The 14,726-nt window shown below is 73.4% G+C and carries 14 protein-coding genes; 7 read left to right on the top strand and 7 right to left on the bottom strand.

The features are described from left to right. The first annotated feature begins 20 nt into the window (after positions 1 to 20). The 3 genes from ABUL08_RS21600 to ABUL08_RS21610 all read left to right on the top strand — a co-directional run bounded on the left by ABUL08_RS21600 (position 21) and on the right by ABUL08_RS21610 (position 2,920). On the top strand, positions 21 to 680 hold the full coding sequence (locus ABUL08_RS21600) for an HAD family hydrolase (protein ID WP_350931784.1): 660 nt from the start codon (positions 21 to 23) through the stop codon (positions 678 to 680). A 70-nt stretch (positions 681 to 750) separates the two neighbouring features. Beyond that, a complete protein-coding gene (locus ABUL08_RS21605) occupies positions 751 to 1,500 on the top strand; it encodes a MerR family transcriptional regulator (protein ID WP_350931785.1) in 750 nt (249 codons plus the stop codon). Positions 1,501 to 1,903: 403 nt separating this feature from the next. Continuing rightward, complete coding sequence (locus ABUL08_RS21610) at positions 1,904 to 2,920, top strand: NADPH:quinone reductase (protein WP_350931786.1); 1,017 nt, start codon at positions 1,904 to 1,906, stop codon at positions 2,918 to 2,920. Between the two features lie 181 nt (positions 2,921 to 3,101). Here ABUL08_RS21610 and ABUL08_RS21615 read toward each other — a convergent pair whose 3' ends face one another. Continuing rightward, a complete protein-coding gene (locus ABUL08_RS21615; protein ID WP_350938757.1) occupies positions 3,102 to 4,736 on the bottom strand; it encodes a fatty acid--CoA ligase in 1,635 nt (544 codons plus the stop codon). 99 nt (positions 4,737 to 4,835) lie between these two features. On the opposite strand from ABUL08_RS21615, the gene ABUL08_RS21620 reads away from it, so the two are divergent. Then, entirely contained in the window at positions 4,836 to 5,327 is a 492-nt protein-coding gene (locus ABUL08_RS21620) for an NUDIX domain-containing protein (RefSeq protein WP_242796162.1), read from the top strand. A gap of 25 nt (positions 5,328 to 5,352) precedes the next feature. Here the strand turns inward: ABUL08_RS21620 and ABUL08_RS21625 are convergent, their stop codons facing one another. The 3 genes from ABUL08_RS21625 to ABUL08_RS21635 form a co-directional block, all read right to left on the bottom strand. Beyond that, entirely contained in the window at positions 5,353 to 6,240 is an 888-nt protein-coding gene (locus tag ABUL08_RS21625; protein WP_350931787.1) for a COG1361 family protein, read from the bottom strand. Between the two features lie 157 nt (positions 6,241 to 6,397). Next, positions 6,398 to 8,074: an MDR family MFS transporter gene (locus tag ABUL08_RS21630; protein ID WP_350931788.1), complete on the bottom strand. Its 1,677-nt coding sequence runs from the start codon at positions 8,072 to 8,074 to the stop codon at positions 6,398 to 6,400. Between the two features lie 108 nt (positions 8,075 to 8,182). Continuing rightward, entirely contained in the window at positions 8,183 to 8,731 is a 549-nt protein-coding gene (locus tag ABUL08_RS21635) for a type 1 glutamine amidotransferase domain-containing protein (protein WP_350931789.1), read from the bottom strand. Positions 8,732 to 8,873: 142 nt separating this feature from the next. On the opposite strand from ABUL08_RS21635, the gene rfaE2 reads away from it, so the two are divergent. Together rfaE2 and ABUL08_RS21645 are read left to right on the top strand one after the other, a co-directional pair. After that, positions 8,874 to 10,811, top strand: coding sequence for a D-glycero-beta-D-manno-heptose 1-phosphate adenylyltransferase (rfaE2, locus tag ABUL08_RS21640; RefSeq protein WP_350931791.1), 1,938 nt, complete (start codon positions 8,874 to 8,876; stop codon positions 10,809 to 10,811). Beyond that, the gene (locus tag ABUL08_RS21645; protein WP_350931792.1) at positions 10,808 to 11,686 is read left to right on the top strand and encodes a glycosyltransferase family 2 protein; all 879 of its coding nucleotides are present in this window, start codon (positions 10,808 to 10,810) and stop codon (positions 11,684 to 11,686) included. Before rfaE2 ends, ABUL08_RS21645 begins: the two co-directional genes overlap by 4 nt. A 36-nt stretch (positions 11,687 to 11,722) precedes the next feature. Here the strand turns inward: ABUL08_RS21645 and ABUL08_RS21650 are convergent, their stop codons facing one another. From ABUL08_RS21650 to ABUL08_RS21660, 3 genes are read right to left on the bottom strand one after another with little or no spacing between them, the layout of a single operon-like run. Beyond that, positions 11,723 to 12,829, bottom strand: coding sequence for a glycosyltransferase family 9 protein (locus ABUL08_RS21650; RefSeq protein ID WP_350931793.1), 1,107 nt, complete (start codon positions 12,827 to 12,829; stop codon positions 11,723 to 11,725). A gap of 3 nt (positions 12,830 to 12,832) precedes the next feature. Next, entirely contained in the window at positions 12,833 to 13,381 is a 549-nt protein-coding gene (locus ABUL08_RS21655; protein ID WP_350931794.1) for an Hsp20/alpha crystallin family protein, read from the bottom strand. Beyond that, positions 13,378 to 13,884 (bottom strand): DUF2231 domain-containing protein, encoded by a 507-nt coding sequence (locus ABUL08_RS21660; protein ID WP_350931795.1) that lies wholly within the window; start codon positions 13,882 to 13,884, stop codon positions 13,378 to 13,380. Before ABUL08_RS21660 ends, ABUL08_RS21655 begins: the two co-directional genes overlap by 4 nt. A gap of 210 nt (positions 13,885 to 14,094) precedes the next feature. Between ABUL08_RS21660 and ABUL08_RS21665 the strand changes: the two genes are divergently transcribed. Next, positions 14,095 to 14,658 carry a pyridoxamine 5'-phosphate oxidase family protein gene (locus ABUL08_RS21665; protein WP_377522562.1) on the top strand — a complete coding sequence of 188 codons (564 nt, stop codon included), beginning with the start codon at positions 14,095 to 14,097 and terminating at the stop codon, positions 14,656 to 14,658. The last annotated feature ends 68 nt before the right edge of the window (positions 14,659 to 14,726 follow it).

Raw genomic sequence — 14,726 nt, forward strand, 5'->3', positions numbered from 1 at the left:
CGTCCGGCAGGATGGGACCCGTGGTGGATGCGGTGATCTTCGACCTGGACGGCGTGCTCGTCGACTCCGAGCCGGTCTGGGAGGAGGTCCGGCGGGCGTACGTCGCCGCGCGCGGCGGCACGTGGCAGCCGGACACCCAGCGTCGGCTGATGGGCATGAGCACCGGCGAGTGGGCCGCCTACCTGAGCGGCGAGCTGGGCGTCGACCGGGGCCCCGAGCAGGTCGCCGCCGAGGTGGTCGCGGAGATGACCCGGCGGTACGCGCAGCGCGTACCGCTGATCGACGACGCCGACGCGGTGGTGCGCCGGCTGGCCGCGCGGTGGCCGCTGGGGCTGGCCAGCTCCTCCCCCACCCGGCTGATCGCGGCGGCGCTGGCCGCCGCCGGCCTGACCGACGCCTTCGGGGCGACCCTGTCGACCGAGGAGACGGCGCGCGGCAAGCCGGCCCCGGACGTGTGGCTGGCGGTGGCGGACCGGCTCGGCGTCGACCCGGCGCGTTGCGTGGCGGTCGAGGACTCCTCCAACGGGGTGCGCTCGGCGGCGGCGGCCGGCATGCGGGTGGTGGCGATTCCGCACGGGTCCTACCCGCTGGATCCGGACGCGCAGGAACTGGCGGCGGCGCTGCTGCCGTCGGTCGACGCGCTCACTCCCGACGTGGTGGAACGCGCGGCTTGCTCCTGACGCGACGTCAGGTCCTAGCGTCGGTTCCGGTCGCCGCAGGGTGCGGTGACCACGCGAGAGGGAGTGGGACGTGGCGTCCACCTGGCGGATCGGCGAGCTGTGCCGGCGTACCGGACTGACCGTCCGGACGCTGCACCACTGGGACCACGTGGGGCTGCTGCGGCCGTCCGCGCGGAGCTCGGCGGGGCACCGGCTCTATGACGAGGGGGACGTGGACCGGCTGTACCGGATCGTCGCGCTGCGCGAGCTGGGCCTGCCGCTGGAGACCATCGGCGGCCTGCTGGGCGACCGTACGCCGGGCGGGCCGGAGCTGGCCGAGCTGCTCGGGGACCATCTGGCGCACGTGGAGCGACAGCTCGCCGCGCTGGGTGGCCTGCGGGACCGGCTGGCCACGCTGGTGCCGCTGGTCCGGTCCGCCGGGGGCGCCACGCCCGTCGACCTGCTCGCGGTGATCGAGGAGGTGAGCAGGGTGGACGACACGGTCCGCAACTACTTCACGCCGGAGCAGCTCGCGGCGCTCGACGAGCGTCGGGCGCGGCTCGGTGAGGAGACCGTCCGGGGTGTGCAGGACGAGTGGCCGACGCTGATCGCGCAGGTGCAGGCGGAGCTGGACGCGGGCACCGACCCGGCCGACCCGCGGGTGCGGGCGCTGGCCGGGCGCTGGATGGAGCTGCTGGAGGCGTTCCACGGCGGTGACCCGGGGCTGCGGGACTCGCTCTACCGGATGCAGGCGGAGAACAGCGAGCAGATCAGCCAGCAGTACGGCGGCCCGTCGCCGGCGCTGATCGACTACGTCAAGCGCTCCGTCGCGGCGGGCTGACCGCCGCTCGCCGGCCGGTCGGGACCCCGGCCGGCGTCAGATCGCCCGGCTCCGGCTCGACCTCGGCAGGTACCGCCGGGGCGCCGGGCCGGGCGGTCGGGCGTCGGACGCTCGCACGTCGGCGGACCGTGGCGGTCCGGCCGCCTCCACGCCGGGTGGCGGCGCCGGTTCGTCCCGCATCCCACCCCCTCCTGCCGTCGGCTACCCGGTTGTACGGTTCCCGGGGCGGTCCGGTTCGGCATGACCGCGAACCGGCCGGGTAGGGCAGCGCAAGGGGCGGGCCAGGATCCGGGAACGGCAGCGGGGGCGGCGACATCGTCATCTCGAGCGATATGCCTCTCCGGCATATTTATGACTCTGAGGCATACCGCTCCATCGAGTTGGCGACGGTGAGGAGACGGCGATGAAGGCGATCGTGTACGAGCGGACCGGCGACCCGTCGGTGCTCCAGTTGGTCGACCGGCCGGTGCCGGAGCCGGGGCCGGGTGAGGTGCTGGTGCGGGTGGCCGTCTCCGGGGTGAACCCGACCGACTGGAAGGCACGGCGGCAGTGGCCGCTGCCGGCGGGCTGGCAGACGCCGGGGCAGGACGGCGCCGGCGTGGTGGAGGCGGTCGGCGCGGGCGTGGACCAGCAGTGGATCGGCGAGCGGGTGTGGCTCTGGGAGGCCGCCTGGCAGCGCCCCTGGGGCACCGCCGCCGAATACACGGTGATCCCGGTCCGCCAGGTGGTACGCCTCGGCGACGCCCCCTTCGACCTGGGCGCCTGCCTGGGCATCCCGTTCCTGACCGCGCACCGCTGCCTGACGGCGGGCGAGTTCATGCCGGAGAAGCTGCACGCCGGGGCGTTGAGCGATCACGTGGTGCTGGTGCAGGGCGGGGCGGGCGCGGTGGGCAACGCGGCGATCCAGCTGGCCCGCTGGGCGGACGCCTGTGTGGTGGCGACGGTCAGCAGCCCGGAGAAGGCGCAGCTCGCGGCGGCGGCCGGTGCCTCGTTCGTGGTCAACTACCGCGAGCAGGACGTGGTCGAGGAGGTCCGCAAGATCGCTCCCGACGGAGTGCACACGATCGTCGAGGTCTCGGCGGCGCGGAACGCGGCGGCGGACGTGCAACTGCTCCGGACGGGCGGCGCGGTCTGTGTCTACGCCGACGACGGCGGTGACGAGGTGAGGCTGCCGATCCGCCCGCTGATGATGCCGAACGCCCGCTGGCAGTTCGTGCTGGTCTACACCGAGCCGAAGGCGGCCAAGGCGCAGGCGGTGGCGGACGTGTCGGCGGCGGTCGCGCAGGGCGCGGTACGGGTCGGCGAGGCGGCCGGGCTGCCGCTGCACCACCACTCGATGGACGCGGCGGAGGCGGCGCACGAGGCGGTGGAGAACTCGGTGGTCGGCAAGGTGCTGATCACGACGAGTGCGACGGAATAACGCGAAACGGATTTCTCAGACATCAGGACAGAGGCGAACAAGTTTCGCGAGAATGACGTTGCGGGTCGCCCCGCATGGACGGGCGGCCCCGGCGCGGTGCGAACGCCGGGGCCGCCCTCTGGGGAGGGATGTCAGTGAAGACGTCTTCCCTACCCGTTAGGCGACGGTACGCCGGAAAGTGTTACGGCGCGGTCAGTTCCCGTACCTCGAGCCCGCCGTCGGCGTATCGCGAGCGGACCACCTTCTTGTCGAACTTGCCCACGCTGGTCTTCGGCACCGCGTCGATGAACGCCCACCGCTCCGGCAACTGCCAGCGCGCCACCGACCGGCCCAGGAACTCGCGCAGCTCCTCGGCGGTCACCGTGGCGCCCTCGCGGACCACCACCGTCGCCAGCGGACGCTCGTCCCAGCGCTCGTCCGGGACACCCACCACGCAGGCCTCCAGCACCGCTGGGTGGGCCATCAGGGCGTTCTCCAGCTCGACCGAGGAGATCCACTCCCCGCCCGACTTGATCACGTCCTTGGCCCGGTCGGTGAGGGTCAGGTAGCCGTCCGGCGAGAGCGTGCCGACGTCACCCGTCCGCAGCCAGCCGTCGCGGAACTTCTCCTCGTCCGGGGTGTCGTCACCGACGTACGTCGCGGTCACCCACGGGCCGCGGACCTCCAGCTCGCCCACGGCCGTGCCGTCGGCGGGCAGCGGCTCGCCGAGCGGTCCCACGATCCGGGCCGCGACCCCGGCCGGCACCCGGCCCTGCGTGTAGCGGTAGCGCCAGGCGTCGTCGCCGGTCGCGCCGGCCGGCGGCCGGGAGACCGAGCCCAGCGGGGACATCTCGGTCATCCCCCAGGCGTGGATCACGTCGATGCCGTGCCGGTCGTGGAACGCGTGCATCAGCGCCGGCGGGCAGGCCGACCCACCGACGATCACCTCCTTCAGCGAGGAGGTGTCCACGTCGTGGCTGTCCAGGTGGGCCAGCAGGTCGTTCCAGATGGTCGGCACCGCGCCGGCCAGGGTCGGCCGCTCGGCGGCGATCATCTCGGCGATCGGCGCGGCCTGGAGGAACCGGTCCGGCATGATCAGCGACGCGCCGGAGAGGAACGCCGCGTAGGGCAGCCCCCAGGACATCGCGTGGAACATCGGCACGATGGCCAGCTCCCGGTCGGTCGGCCCGAGGCCGAACCCCTCCGGCATGCAGACCTGCAGCGAGTGCAGATAGATCGAGCGGTGCGAGTAGGCCACCCCCTTGGGGTTGCCGGTGGTCCCGGAGGTGTAGCAGAGCGCGGCGGCGTCGCGCTCGTCCACCTCCGGCCAGTCGTACACCTCCGGCCGGTCGGCCAGCAGGGCGTCCCAGTGGTGTACGACGATCCGGTCGCCGGCTGCGGCCACCAGCGGGGCCGGATCACCGCCGCCGACCACCACCACGTGCCGCACGGTGGTCATCTCGCCGAGCACCCGGGCCAGCAGCGGGATCAGCGTCGAGTCGACCAGCACCACCCGGTCCTCGGCGTGGTTGGCGATGTAGGCCACCTGGTCCGGGAAGAGCCGGATGTTCAGGGTGTGCAGCACCGCGCCCATGCTCGGCACCGCGAAGTAGGCCACCAGGTGCTCGTTGTTGTTCCACATGAAGGTGGCGACGCGCTCGTCGCCGGTCACCCCGCACTCGGCGCGCAGCGCGTGGGCCAGCCGGGCGGCGGTCCGGCCCACCTCGGCGTACGACATCCGGCGCGGTTCGCCGCCGGTCCAGGTCACCACCTCGGCCGCGCCGTGCACGGTGGCGCCGTGTTCGAGGATCCGGGAGATCTGCAGGGGGGCGTCCATCATCGTGCTACGCATGGGTAACAAGCTAGTGTCGCCGGTCACAGGTTGGGAAGTGCGGAATCCCGGTCGACCTCGCCGAACGCCCGTAAATTGTCGCAGGTGAGCATCTCCTGGGCAGATTCGTACGTGGGCCAGCTGCGTGCCCTCGCCGGTGACCGCACCCTGATGTTCGTCGGCGCCCGCGCCGTGGTCCGCGACAACGCCGCCCGGGTGCTGCTGATCCGCCGCTCCGACAACGGCCAGTGGGCCCTGCCGGCCGGCGCGATGGAGCTGGGCGAGTCGATCGCCGACTGCGCGGTGCGCGAGGTGTACGAGGAGACCGGGCTGCGCGCCCTGCGGGTGAGCGCGTTCGCCCTCTACACCGGCCCCGACCGCACCCACACCAACATGTACGGCCACACGTACCAGATCTTCACGACCGCGTTCCGGATCGACGAGTGGGACGGCGAGCTGGCCCGGGTCACCGACGAGACCACCGACGCCGGGTTCTTCCACCCGGTGGAGTTCCCCGCGCCGCTGTCGGCGAGCGTTCCGGAGACCCTCGCCGACCTGGACGTCTTCGAGCAGACCAACCGGCTGATCCTCAAGTAGCCCCGAGGACCAGCCGGTCGTCAGGTCAGGCCACCGGCGTCACGTAGAGGTAGGACAGGGTCACCTCGTTGCTGCTGTTCACCTCCCACTCCGGGCTGGAGGTGGTGACCTTGGCGTGCACGGTGACCACCTCGTCTGCGGTCCCGGCCGGCAGCTGGATCGGCAGGGACAGCGAAGCCGTGTCCTTCGGGTAGAACGGGCCGGACACGCAGACCACCGGGGCCGCCGCCAGGTCGCACTGCCAGGCGGTGGGGCCCGACGGCTGGGCGACCGCGGTCGCGCCGGCCGGCAGGTCGATGGCCACCCGCAGGTCGTCGGCCGTCGCGCTGCCCCAGTTCTCGATGGAGAAGGTGGGCATGACCTGTCCACCCGTGGTCTGGACCTTCATCTCGGACGAACCGCCGCCGGCGTCGCCGAACATCCCCAGGTCGGGGAAGGAGCCGTACACGGCCTGGGCCTGCGCGGTGTTGTTGGTGCGGGTCACCTCCCGACTGGTGGTCGAGACGGTGGCTCCGATGGTGAGAGGGTTTCCGGTCGGCCCGTCCGGGATGTTGAGGTAGAGGCTCAGCGGACCGGTCGAGCCACCCGCCGGCACCGACCCGTAGGGATAGGTGCAGACCAGCTGGGCGTCGCAGCTCCAGGCCGCCTCGCCGCTGCCGAGAGTGGTGCCGGCCGGGATCTGGAAGGCGACGGTGGCGTCCTGTGCGGCGGCGGTGCCGATGTTGTCGACCGTCGCCACGACGTGCACCTCGGCCCGGTTGTTGCCCCGGGTGATGGCGTCCGTCGTCGTCAGGTGGACGGTGAGGTCGGCCCGGGGGGCCGCGGCGGCGGCCGGGGCGGCCGGCAGCAGCGCTGCCGAGGCGGCCAGGGAGAGCAGGGTGAGACCGGTACGCCGGATGCGCTGAGAGGTCATGACGTCCCTTGTTCGAAGGGGCCACGCCGGTGGCCGTCGGCCGGCCGGCACGGCGCGGCCGGCGCCCCCGTGGCGCCGGCCGGAAGCACGCCCGAGGGCGGCTCCTCCTCAATGGACGTCGAGACCCGTGATTGCGTTACATGATCGACTCAGGCCGTCAGAGCATCGTCTGGGACTTCGCCTCCATCTCGGCGGCGGCCTCGGACTTCGACTCCTTCGACAGCGGCTTGCCGCCCGGGGCGGCGGCCTTCCCGCCGAGCGGGTCGGCACCGCCGGTGGCGCCCTGCGGGCCGGCCCCGCGCAGCTCCCGGTTCGGCATGGCCAGGGTGACCAGCACGGCCACGATGGCGACCAGCCCGGTGGTCAGGAAGACCAGGTGCAGCGACTCGACGAACGCGGCCTGGATGGCGGCGCGGACCGGCCCGGGCAGGGCGAGGATGGTCGCCGGATCGTTGATCGAGATGTTGGCCCCGCCCCGGGCCGCCACGGCGGCCCGCTGCTCCGGCGGGAGCTGCGCGATGGCGGCCGGCAGCCGGTCGGCAAGCTGCGCGGTGAGCTGCGACGACAGCACCGCGCCGAGGATCGCCACGCCGAACGAGCCGCCCAGCGACCGGAAGAACGTCGCCGAGGAGGTGCCCGCCCCCAGGTCACGCGGGTCCACGGCGTTCTGTACGCCGAGGATCAGCGACTGCATGCACAGGCCCAGACCGACCCCGATCACCACCATGTAGCCGAAGGCCAGCCAGAGCGAGGTGTCGACCTGGAGCTGCCGGAAGAGCAGCATGCCGACCACCAGCACGGCCGAGCCGGCCACCGGGAACCACTTGTACCGGCCGATCCGGCTCATCGCGCGACCGGTCAGCACCGAGGTGACGATGATGCCGGCCATCATCGGCAGCATCAGCAGACCGCTGCGGGTCGGCGAGGCGCCCTTGACGATCTGGAGATAGAGCGGAATGAAGATGATCGAGCCGAACATCACCAGACCGAGCACGAAACCCGCCGAGTTCGCCAGCGCGAAGGTGGGGCTGCGGAACAGCCGCAGCGGCAGGATCGGCTCGGCGACCCGGGCCTCCTGGAGCACGAAGAGCGTGCCCAGCACCGCGCCGGCCACGAACAGCCCGATGATCACCCCGGAGCCCCAGGCGTACTCGTTGCCGCCCCAGCTCAGCGCCAGCAGCAGGCAGCTCACCCCGGCGACCAGCAGGCCCGCGCCGAGCCAGTCGATGGCGTGTTCGCGCCGCTCGAAGGGGATCAGCCGCATGACGTGGTAGCAGACCACGATCGCCAGGATCGCCAGCGGCACGTTGATATAGAAGATCCACCGCCAGTTGGTCTCCGCGAAGTAGCCGCCGACCAGCGGCCCGGCCACCGACGACAGCCCGAAGACCGCACCGAAGAGGCCCTGGTAGCGGCCGCGCTCCCGGGGCGAGACGACGTCCGAGATGATGGTGAACGCCAGCGTCATCAGGCCACCCGCGCCGAGGCCCTGCACCCCCCGGGTGAGGATCAGCTGGGTCATGTTCTGCGACAGCCCGGCCAGCAGCGAGCCCAGCAGGAACGTGCCGATCGAGAAGAGGAAGACCGGCCGACGCCCGTACAGGTCGGCCATCTTGCCGTAGAGCGGGGTCGACGCGGTGGAGGCGAGCAGATAGGCGGTCACCACCCACGAGTAGTGGTTGATCCCGCCCAACTCACCGACGATGGTGGGCAACGCCGTGCCGACGATGGTCTGGTCCAGCGCGGCCAGCAGCATCCCGGTCATCAGGCCGAACATCAGCAGGCGGATCTGCCGAGGGTGCAGCACCGCCCGGCCGTGGGCATCCGTGGTCATCCCGCCTTCTTTCCCCTGCCGGCCGAAACATGCCGGCAGGGGAAGAAAACATGAAACCGTCGCCGGGTTGCGGCCGGCGACGGCGTCACGACGGTTACGCCAGGCGGGTCAGTGCCGACCCTCGGCGAACTCCTCGACGATCTTGGCGCAGAACGCCGGCAGGTCGTCCGGCTTGCGGCTGCTGACCAGGCCGTTGTCGGTGACGACCTGCTCGTCGACCCAGTTCGCGCCGGCGTTGGTCAGGTCGGTGCGCAGGCTCGGCCAGGAGGTCATCCGGCGGCCCCGCACCACGTCCGCCTCGATCAACGTCCACGGGCCGTGGCAGATCACCCCGACCGGCTTGCCGGCGTCGAAGAAGGACTTCACGAACCGGACCGCCTCCGGGTCCGTGCGCAGGAAGTCCGGGTTCGCGACCCCGCCGGGCAGCACCAGCGCGTCGTACGCCCCGGCGTCCGCCTCGGCGGTGGTCACGTCCACGTCGTACGTCTTGCCGTGGTCCAGGTGGTTGAAGGACTGGATCGAGCCGGGCTTGAGCGAGACCAGCTCGACCCGCGCGCCGGCCTGCTCGACCGCCTCGCGGGGCTGGACGTACTCGACCTCCTCGACGCCGTCGGCGGCCAGGAAGGCGATCCGCTTGCCCTGCAGGTTCGCTGCCATGTCGGTTCTCCTCTCGGGGTACCAGGAATCCCTTCCCGAGGCGGGATGCCCGAAACGTCCTGCCCGACGTGCCCTGCTGCCCACGGTCGCGCCGGTCGGGAGGTCAGGTTTGACCGGCACCGGGCGGGGGACCCCGAAGGGCATGGCAGGAGCAGCAGCGGAAGAGCGCCGGCTCGCCACCGTCGTGGAGAGCTGGCGGGGACGTCCCGTGCTGGTCGTCGGTGACGCCATGCTGGACGAGTGGCGCTTCGCCGAGTCGGAGCGGCTCTGCCGGGAGGCACCCGCCCCCGTCCTCACCCTGCGCCGGCGGATCTCGGCGGCCGGTGGGGCCGCGAACACGGCGGTCAACATCTCCGCCCTCGGCGGCCGGGCCGTCCTGGTGGCCCCGGTCGGCGCCGACGTGGCCGGGGACGAACTGCACGACTGCCTGGACCGCGCGGGCGTCTGGGACCGGACGGTCAGCCAGGAGGGCCGCCCCACCCCGGTCAAGCGCCGGATGCTCGCCGGCAACCAGATCCTGCTGCGGGAGGACTCCGGCGACCCGGAGGAGACCCTCGACGACGACGGTGTCGCCCGGCTGCTCACCGCGCTGCACTGCGCCACCGAGGAACTCGCCGCCGCCGCGCCGGACGCGCCGCTCACGCTGGTGGTCTGCGACTACGGCCTCGGCGCACTCCCCTCGGCGGTGCGCGCCTGGCTGGTCGCCAACCGGGACCGCTACGCCACCGTGGCCCTCGACGCGCACGACCTGGCGGACTGGCGGGGGCTGGCCCCGACCGTGGTGACCCCGAGCTTCGCCGAGGCGACCCGGCTGCTGGCCCGCGCGGCGGTCGGCTTCAACGCCGCCGGCCGTACCATCGGGGCCGCCACCTCCGCCCTGCACCTCGACCACCCGACCGACCCGGCCGACGGCCCCTCCGAGCTGGTGGTCGGCGCGGCCCCCGGCGGCGCCGGCGAGCCCGTGCCCCACGCCGACCCGGCGGACCGCGACGGCGGCGAGCTGGCGATGGGTACGGCACCCGGCGGGCGACGCTCCGGCGCCCCCCACCCGACGTCCGGCGCGCCGGCCACCGGCGGGACGCCCGCGTCCACCGGTCCGACCGGTGAACCGACCCCCGGCGAGGAGCGGGTCGCGCTGACCGGCGACGGGCTCAGCGTCACCGGCACCGGCGTGACCGTCAACGCGGCGGCCGGCGAGGGCGTCGACCGGGCGGAACTCGCCGAGGCCCGCCTGCCCGAGCTGCGCGCGCACACCGGCGCCGACGTGGTGGCGGTGACCCTGGACACCGAGGGCGCGGTGGTCGGCGGCGTCGACGGCGAGCCCCGGCGCAGCCACAGCACCCCCGTCCCGGCCAGTCACGCCGTGGGCGCCGGGGACGCGTACCTGGCGGCGATGACGCTGGCCCTGGCCGCCGCGGCGACGCTGCCGACCGCCGCCCAGCTCGCGCAGCTCGCCGCGACGATCACGGTCTCCGACACCGGCACCTGCGTGTGCCGCCGGGAGGACCTGCTGGCCGCCCTCGGCAGCGGACCGGACGAGGCCGGCCACCCGACCGTGGTGGACGCGGCGGAGCTGACCGCCCTGGTCGCGGAGCACCGCCGGTCCGGGCGCTCGGTGGTCTTCACCAACGGCTGCTTCGACGTGCTGCACCCGGGGCACGTCCGCTACCTCACCCAGGCCCGGGCCCTGGGTGACCTGCTGATCGTGGCGGTCAACTCCGACGACAGCGTGCGCCGGCTGAAGGGCCCGGACCGACCGGTGAACCCGGTGGAGGACCGGACCACGCTGCTGGCGGCGCTGGCCTGCGTGGACCACGTGGTGGTCTTCGAGGAGGACTCCCCGGCCCACCTGATCGAGGCGGTCCAGCCGGACGTCTACGTCAAGGGCGGCGACTACCCGCCGGAGATGGTCCCCGAGGCGCCCCTGGTCCGCCGGCTGGGCGGGCAGGTCCGCACCCTCGGGTACGTGCCGGACCGCTCCACCTCGGCGATCATCGACCGGATCCGGGCGCACGCCGCCGACGTCACCGACGTACGGCAGCCCCCGGTCCGGGACGGCGTACCGGGTGGGCCGGCGTGAACCGACCGCTGGACCTGGGCACGCCCGAGCAGTTCCGCCGGCACCGGCCGCTCGACGTGCTGATCCCCACCCGCAACCGTCCCGCCGAGCTGGCGGTCACCCTCTCCGGGCTGGCCGCCCAGGAGGGCGTACCCGACTTCGGGGTGGTGGTGAGCGACCAGTCCGACGGCGAGCCCGCGTACGCGCACCCGGCGGCGGCCACCATGGTCCGGGCGCTGCGCCACCGGGGTCGCCCGGTGCTGCTGACCCGGCGGCTGCCCCGGCGCGGCCTGGCCGAACACCGCGCCTACCTGCTGGACAACTCCGTCGCCCGGTACGTCCTCTGCCTCGACGACGACGTCTGGCTGGAGCCGGGGACGGTCAGTCGGCTGGTCACCGCGATCCGGGAGCTGGGCTGCGGATTCGTCGGCAACGCCGTGCACGGCCTGTCGTACGCCGACGACGTGCGACCCGAGACGCACGGCCACTACGAGGAGTGGGACGGTCCGCCGACCCCCGAGCGGGTCCGCCCCGACACCCCCGCCTGGGAGCGGGCGCGGATCCACCCGGCGGCGAACCTGCTGCACGTCACCGAGAAACTGCGGCTGCCGGCGGGGGCCTGGCGGGCGTACAAGATCTCCTGGATCGGCGGCTGCGTGCTCTATGACCGGGCCAAGCTGGTCGACGCCGGCGGCTTCGAGTTCTGGCGCCGGGTGCAGGAGAAGCACCAGGGCGAGGACGTCGCCGCGCAGCTCGCGGTGATGGACCGGCACGGCGGCGCGGGGGTGCTGCCCAGCGGCGCCTACCACCTGGAGTCGCCGACCACCGTCACCGAGCGGGACGTGGAGGCGTGGCAGGTGGTCCTCACCGACTCGGACACCCCGCAGCCGGCCTGAGCCGCCGGCCGACTCCCGCTGCCGGGACATCCGGCGTCACCCCGCGAGCAGCTCCCGGGCGGCCTCGACGACCTCGACGACGGGGACGTCGGTGACGAAGGAGTCGCGGTGCGGGCAGTCGCCGTCGCCGGGGCGGTGCGGATAGATGCCGGGGGTGCAGTCGACGCCGCAGACCGGGCAGTGGGTGGTCCAGGAGGCGATCGGCCGGTGCCGGGCGCGCAACGGCGTCGCCCCGTTGATCATGTTGCCGATCCAGTAGACGCCGACGGTCGGTGCCCCGACCGCACCGGCCAGGTGCAGCGGTCCGGAGTCGTTGGAGACGACCAGTGCGCAGTCGGCATAGCAGGCGGCCAGCGCGCCCAGGCTGAGCGTGCCGACCTGGGGACGGACCGGTACGCCGGCCGCCGCCACCACCTCGTCCACCACCTCCTGCTCCACCGGGGTGCCGGTGACCAGCACCTCGTACCCGTCGTCGGCCAGGGCCCGGGCCACCGCGCCGAACCGCTCGGCCGGCCAGCGCCGCCGGCTGTCGGTGGCGCCCGGGTGCAGCGCCACCCGGGGGCGCTCCGCCGGACCGAGCACCGCGCGGGCCTCGGCGCGGTCGGCGTCGGTGGGGTCGAGCCTCGGGGTGATCGTGGTGGCCGCCGCGCCGACCAGCGCGACCGCCTCCAGATAGCGGATCACCTCGTGCTGGTAGTAGACGTAGCGGAGCCAGCGGTCCAGCGGTGGCGCGTCCTCGGCCCGCAGCCCGGCGGTGACCCGGGCGCCCAGCCGGGCGACGATCGGGTTGGAGTTGGCGCCGCCGCCGTGCAGTTGCAGGGCCAGGTCGAAACGTTCCGCGCGGGCCGCGGCGAGGAAGTCGTCCAGGGACGACTCCGGCTCGTCCGGGCCGGGCACCCGGATGCCGGGGGCCGGCGGCACGACCAGCACCCGGTCCACCGGGCCGGGCCGGTCGCGCCAGAACGCCGCGTGCCACGGCGCGCCGAGCAGCACGATCTCCGCCCCCGGGTACGCGGCCCGCAGCGCCTCCAGCGCGGGCAGGATGAAGATGAAGTCACCCAGCGCGTTGGCCCGCAGCACCGCGATCCGCTCGACGTCGGGCACGCGCTCGCCCACCGGGCCGAGCAGGGACGGGGCGGCCACGCGTCAGGGCCGGTCGATCTCGTCGACGGTGGTGTCGGGGTGGTGCATCTCCCGGTCGGCGGCCGGGTCGGCGAGGGTGGACGTACCCGTCGTGGTGCCGGTGGGGCGCGGGCCGGTGCGGCCGACGGTGATGGTGCGCGGCGCGGGCCGGGACGCCCGGGGCAGCCGTACCCGCAGCAAGCCGTGGTCCATCACCGCGTCGATCGCCTCGAGGTCCACCCGGGACGGCAGGTCGACCCGGTATTCGAAGCCGCGGGTCTCGAAGCCGCCCGGGATGCCCTGGTCGGCGTTGACCTCGGCCTCCGAGCGGGCCCGGACGCAGAGTTCCCGGTCGTCCAGCTCGACGGCCACCTCCTCGGGCGCCACCCCGGGCAGCCGGACGGTGACCTCCCAGCCGTCGTTGGTCTCGGTCAGCTCGACGTCGGGCGGCCCGGACCGGCCGCCGACCAGCCGACTCAGCTCCGAACGCAGCGACTGGAGTTCGCCCATCGGGTCCCAGCCCTGCTGCCGACCGCGCCAGCCCCGGGCGAACCCACCGCTCTGTTCCGTCATCGCACGTCTCCGATCCGCTGGTGCCTCGAGGGGGAGCGCAGCGAACTCGGCGCGTTCAGGTCGGCCGCCGGGTCGACCCCGACGCCGAGCCGGTCGACCAGCTCGCCGCCGAGCCAGGCACTGATGCCGAGGATGGCCACCGCGACCACCTCGATCGCGATCAGCGCGCCACCGGCGGCCCGGGAGTCGGCGTTGAGCCGGACCACCCAGACCGCGGCGAAGAGCAGGATCACCGCCAGGTTGGCGGCGGCGTGGGTGAGCCCCACCCGCTTCGCCCGGGTGCCGGCGGGGATGGCGAGCAGGTCGACGCTGCCGGCCGCGGCGGCCAGCAGGCCGCCGACCAGGCCGACGGTGATGTTCCAGTACGCCACCTCGCCGAGCAGCCGCGGCCCGCCGACGGTGTCGATCACGTCGAAGAGGACTGCGGTGACCAGCAGGGCGACCGGGAACATCACCAGCATCGGGTGTACGGGGTGGCCGAGCACCTTGAGTCGGCTCTCCACTGACACCTCCGTCCGGTCGCGTCCGGTGTGCTGCGAGTCAGGCGGTACCCGACCCGACGGGGGGCAAACGCACTCGACGCGCTCTCTAGGCTGAACGGTGGCAGAGCCCCGTCGGTCACGGGTACGGAACGCCGGCGGGTCCCACCGACGGGGGAGGTCCGCGTGGAGATCACGTCGTACGAGGAGCTGCGCGAGCTGCTGGGGGATCCGATGCCCCGGGCGGTCACCAAGGAGCGCACCGTGCTGCACGAGCGGGACCGGGAGTGGCTGGCCGCCTCGCCGTTCTGCCTGATCGCCACGGCCGGCGCGGACGGCAGTTGTGACGTCTCGCCGAAGGGCGACCCGCCCGGCTTCACGCTGGTGCTGGACGACACGACGATCGCCATCCCGGAGCGGCCCGGCAACCGGCGGGCGGACGGCTACCGCAACATCCTCGACAACCCGCACGTCGGGCTGATCCATTTCATCCCCGGTCGGACGGACACGCTGCGGATCAACGGGCGGGCCCGACTGGTCCGCGACGCGCCGTACTTCGACGACATGGTGGTCAAGGGGCACCGGCCGGTGCTGGCGGTCGAGGTGGCGGTCGAGCAGATCTTCTATCACTGCGCGAAGGCGTTCCTCCGCTCCGACCTGTGGCGACCGGAGACCTGGCGCCCGGACGCGCTGCCGTCCCGGCCCCGGCTGATCAAGGAGGTGGAGGCCCCGGCGGCGAGCCTCGCCGAGCTGGAACGGCACTACGGCCCGGATTACCTCAGGACGATGTACGGCTGATCCTCTCCGGTCACGGTCCGACGGTCCGCGTTTCAGCGGGCGGCTGAGGGTACAGATCAAGGGACGGT

Source organism: Micromonospora sp. CCTCC AA 2012012 (assembly GCF_040499845.1).
GTDB lineage: Bacteria > Actinomycetota > Actinomycetes > Mycobacteriales > Micromonosporaceae > Micromonospora > Micromonospora mangrovi.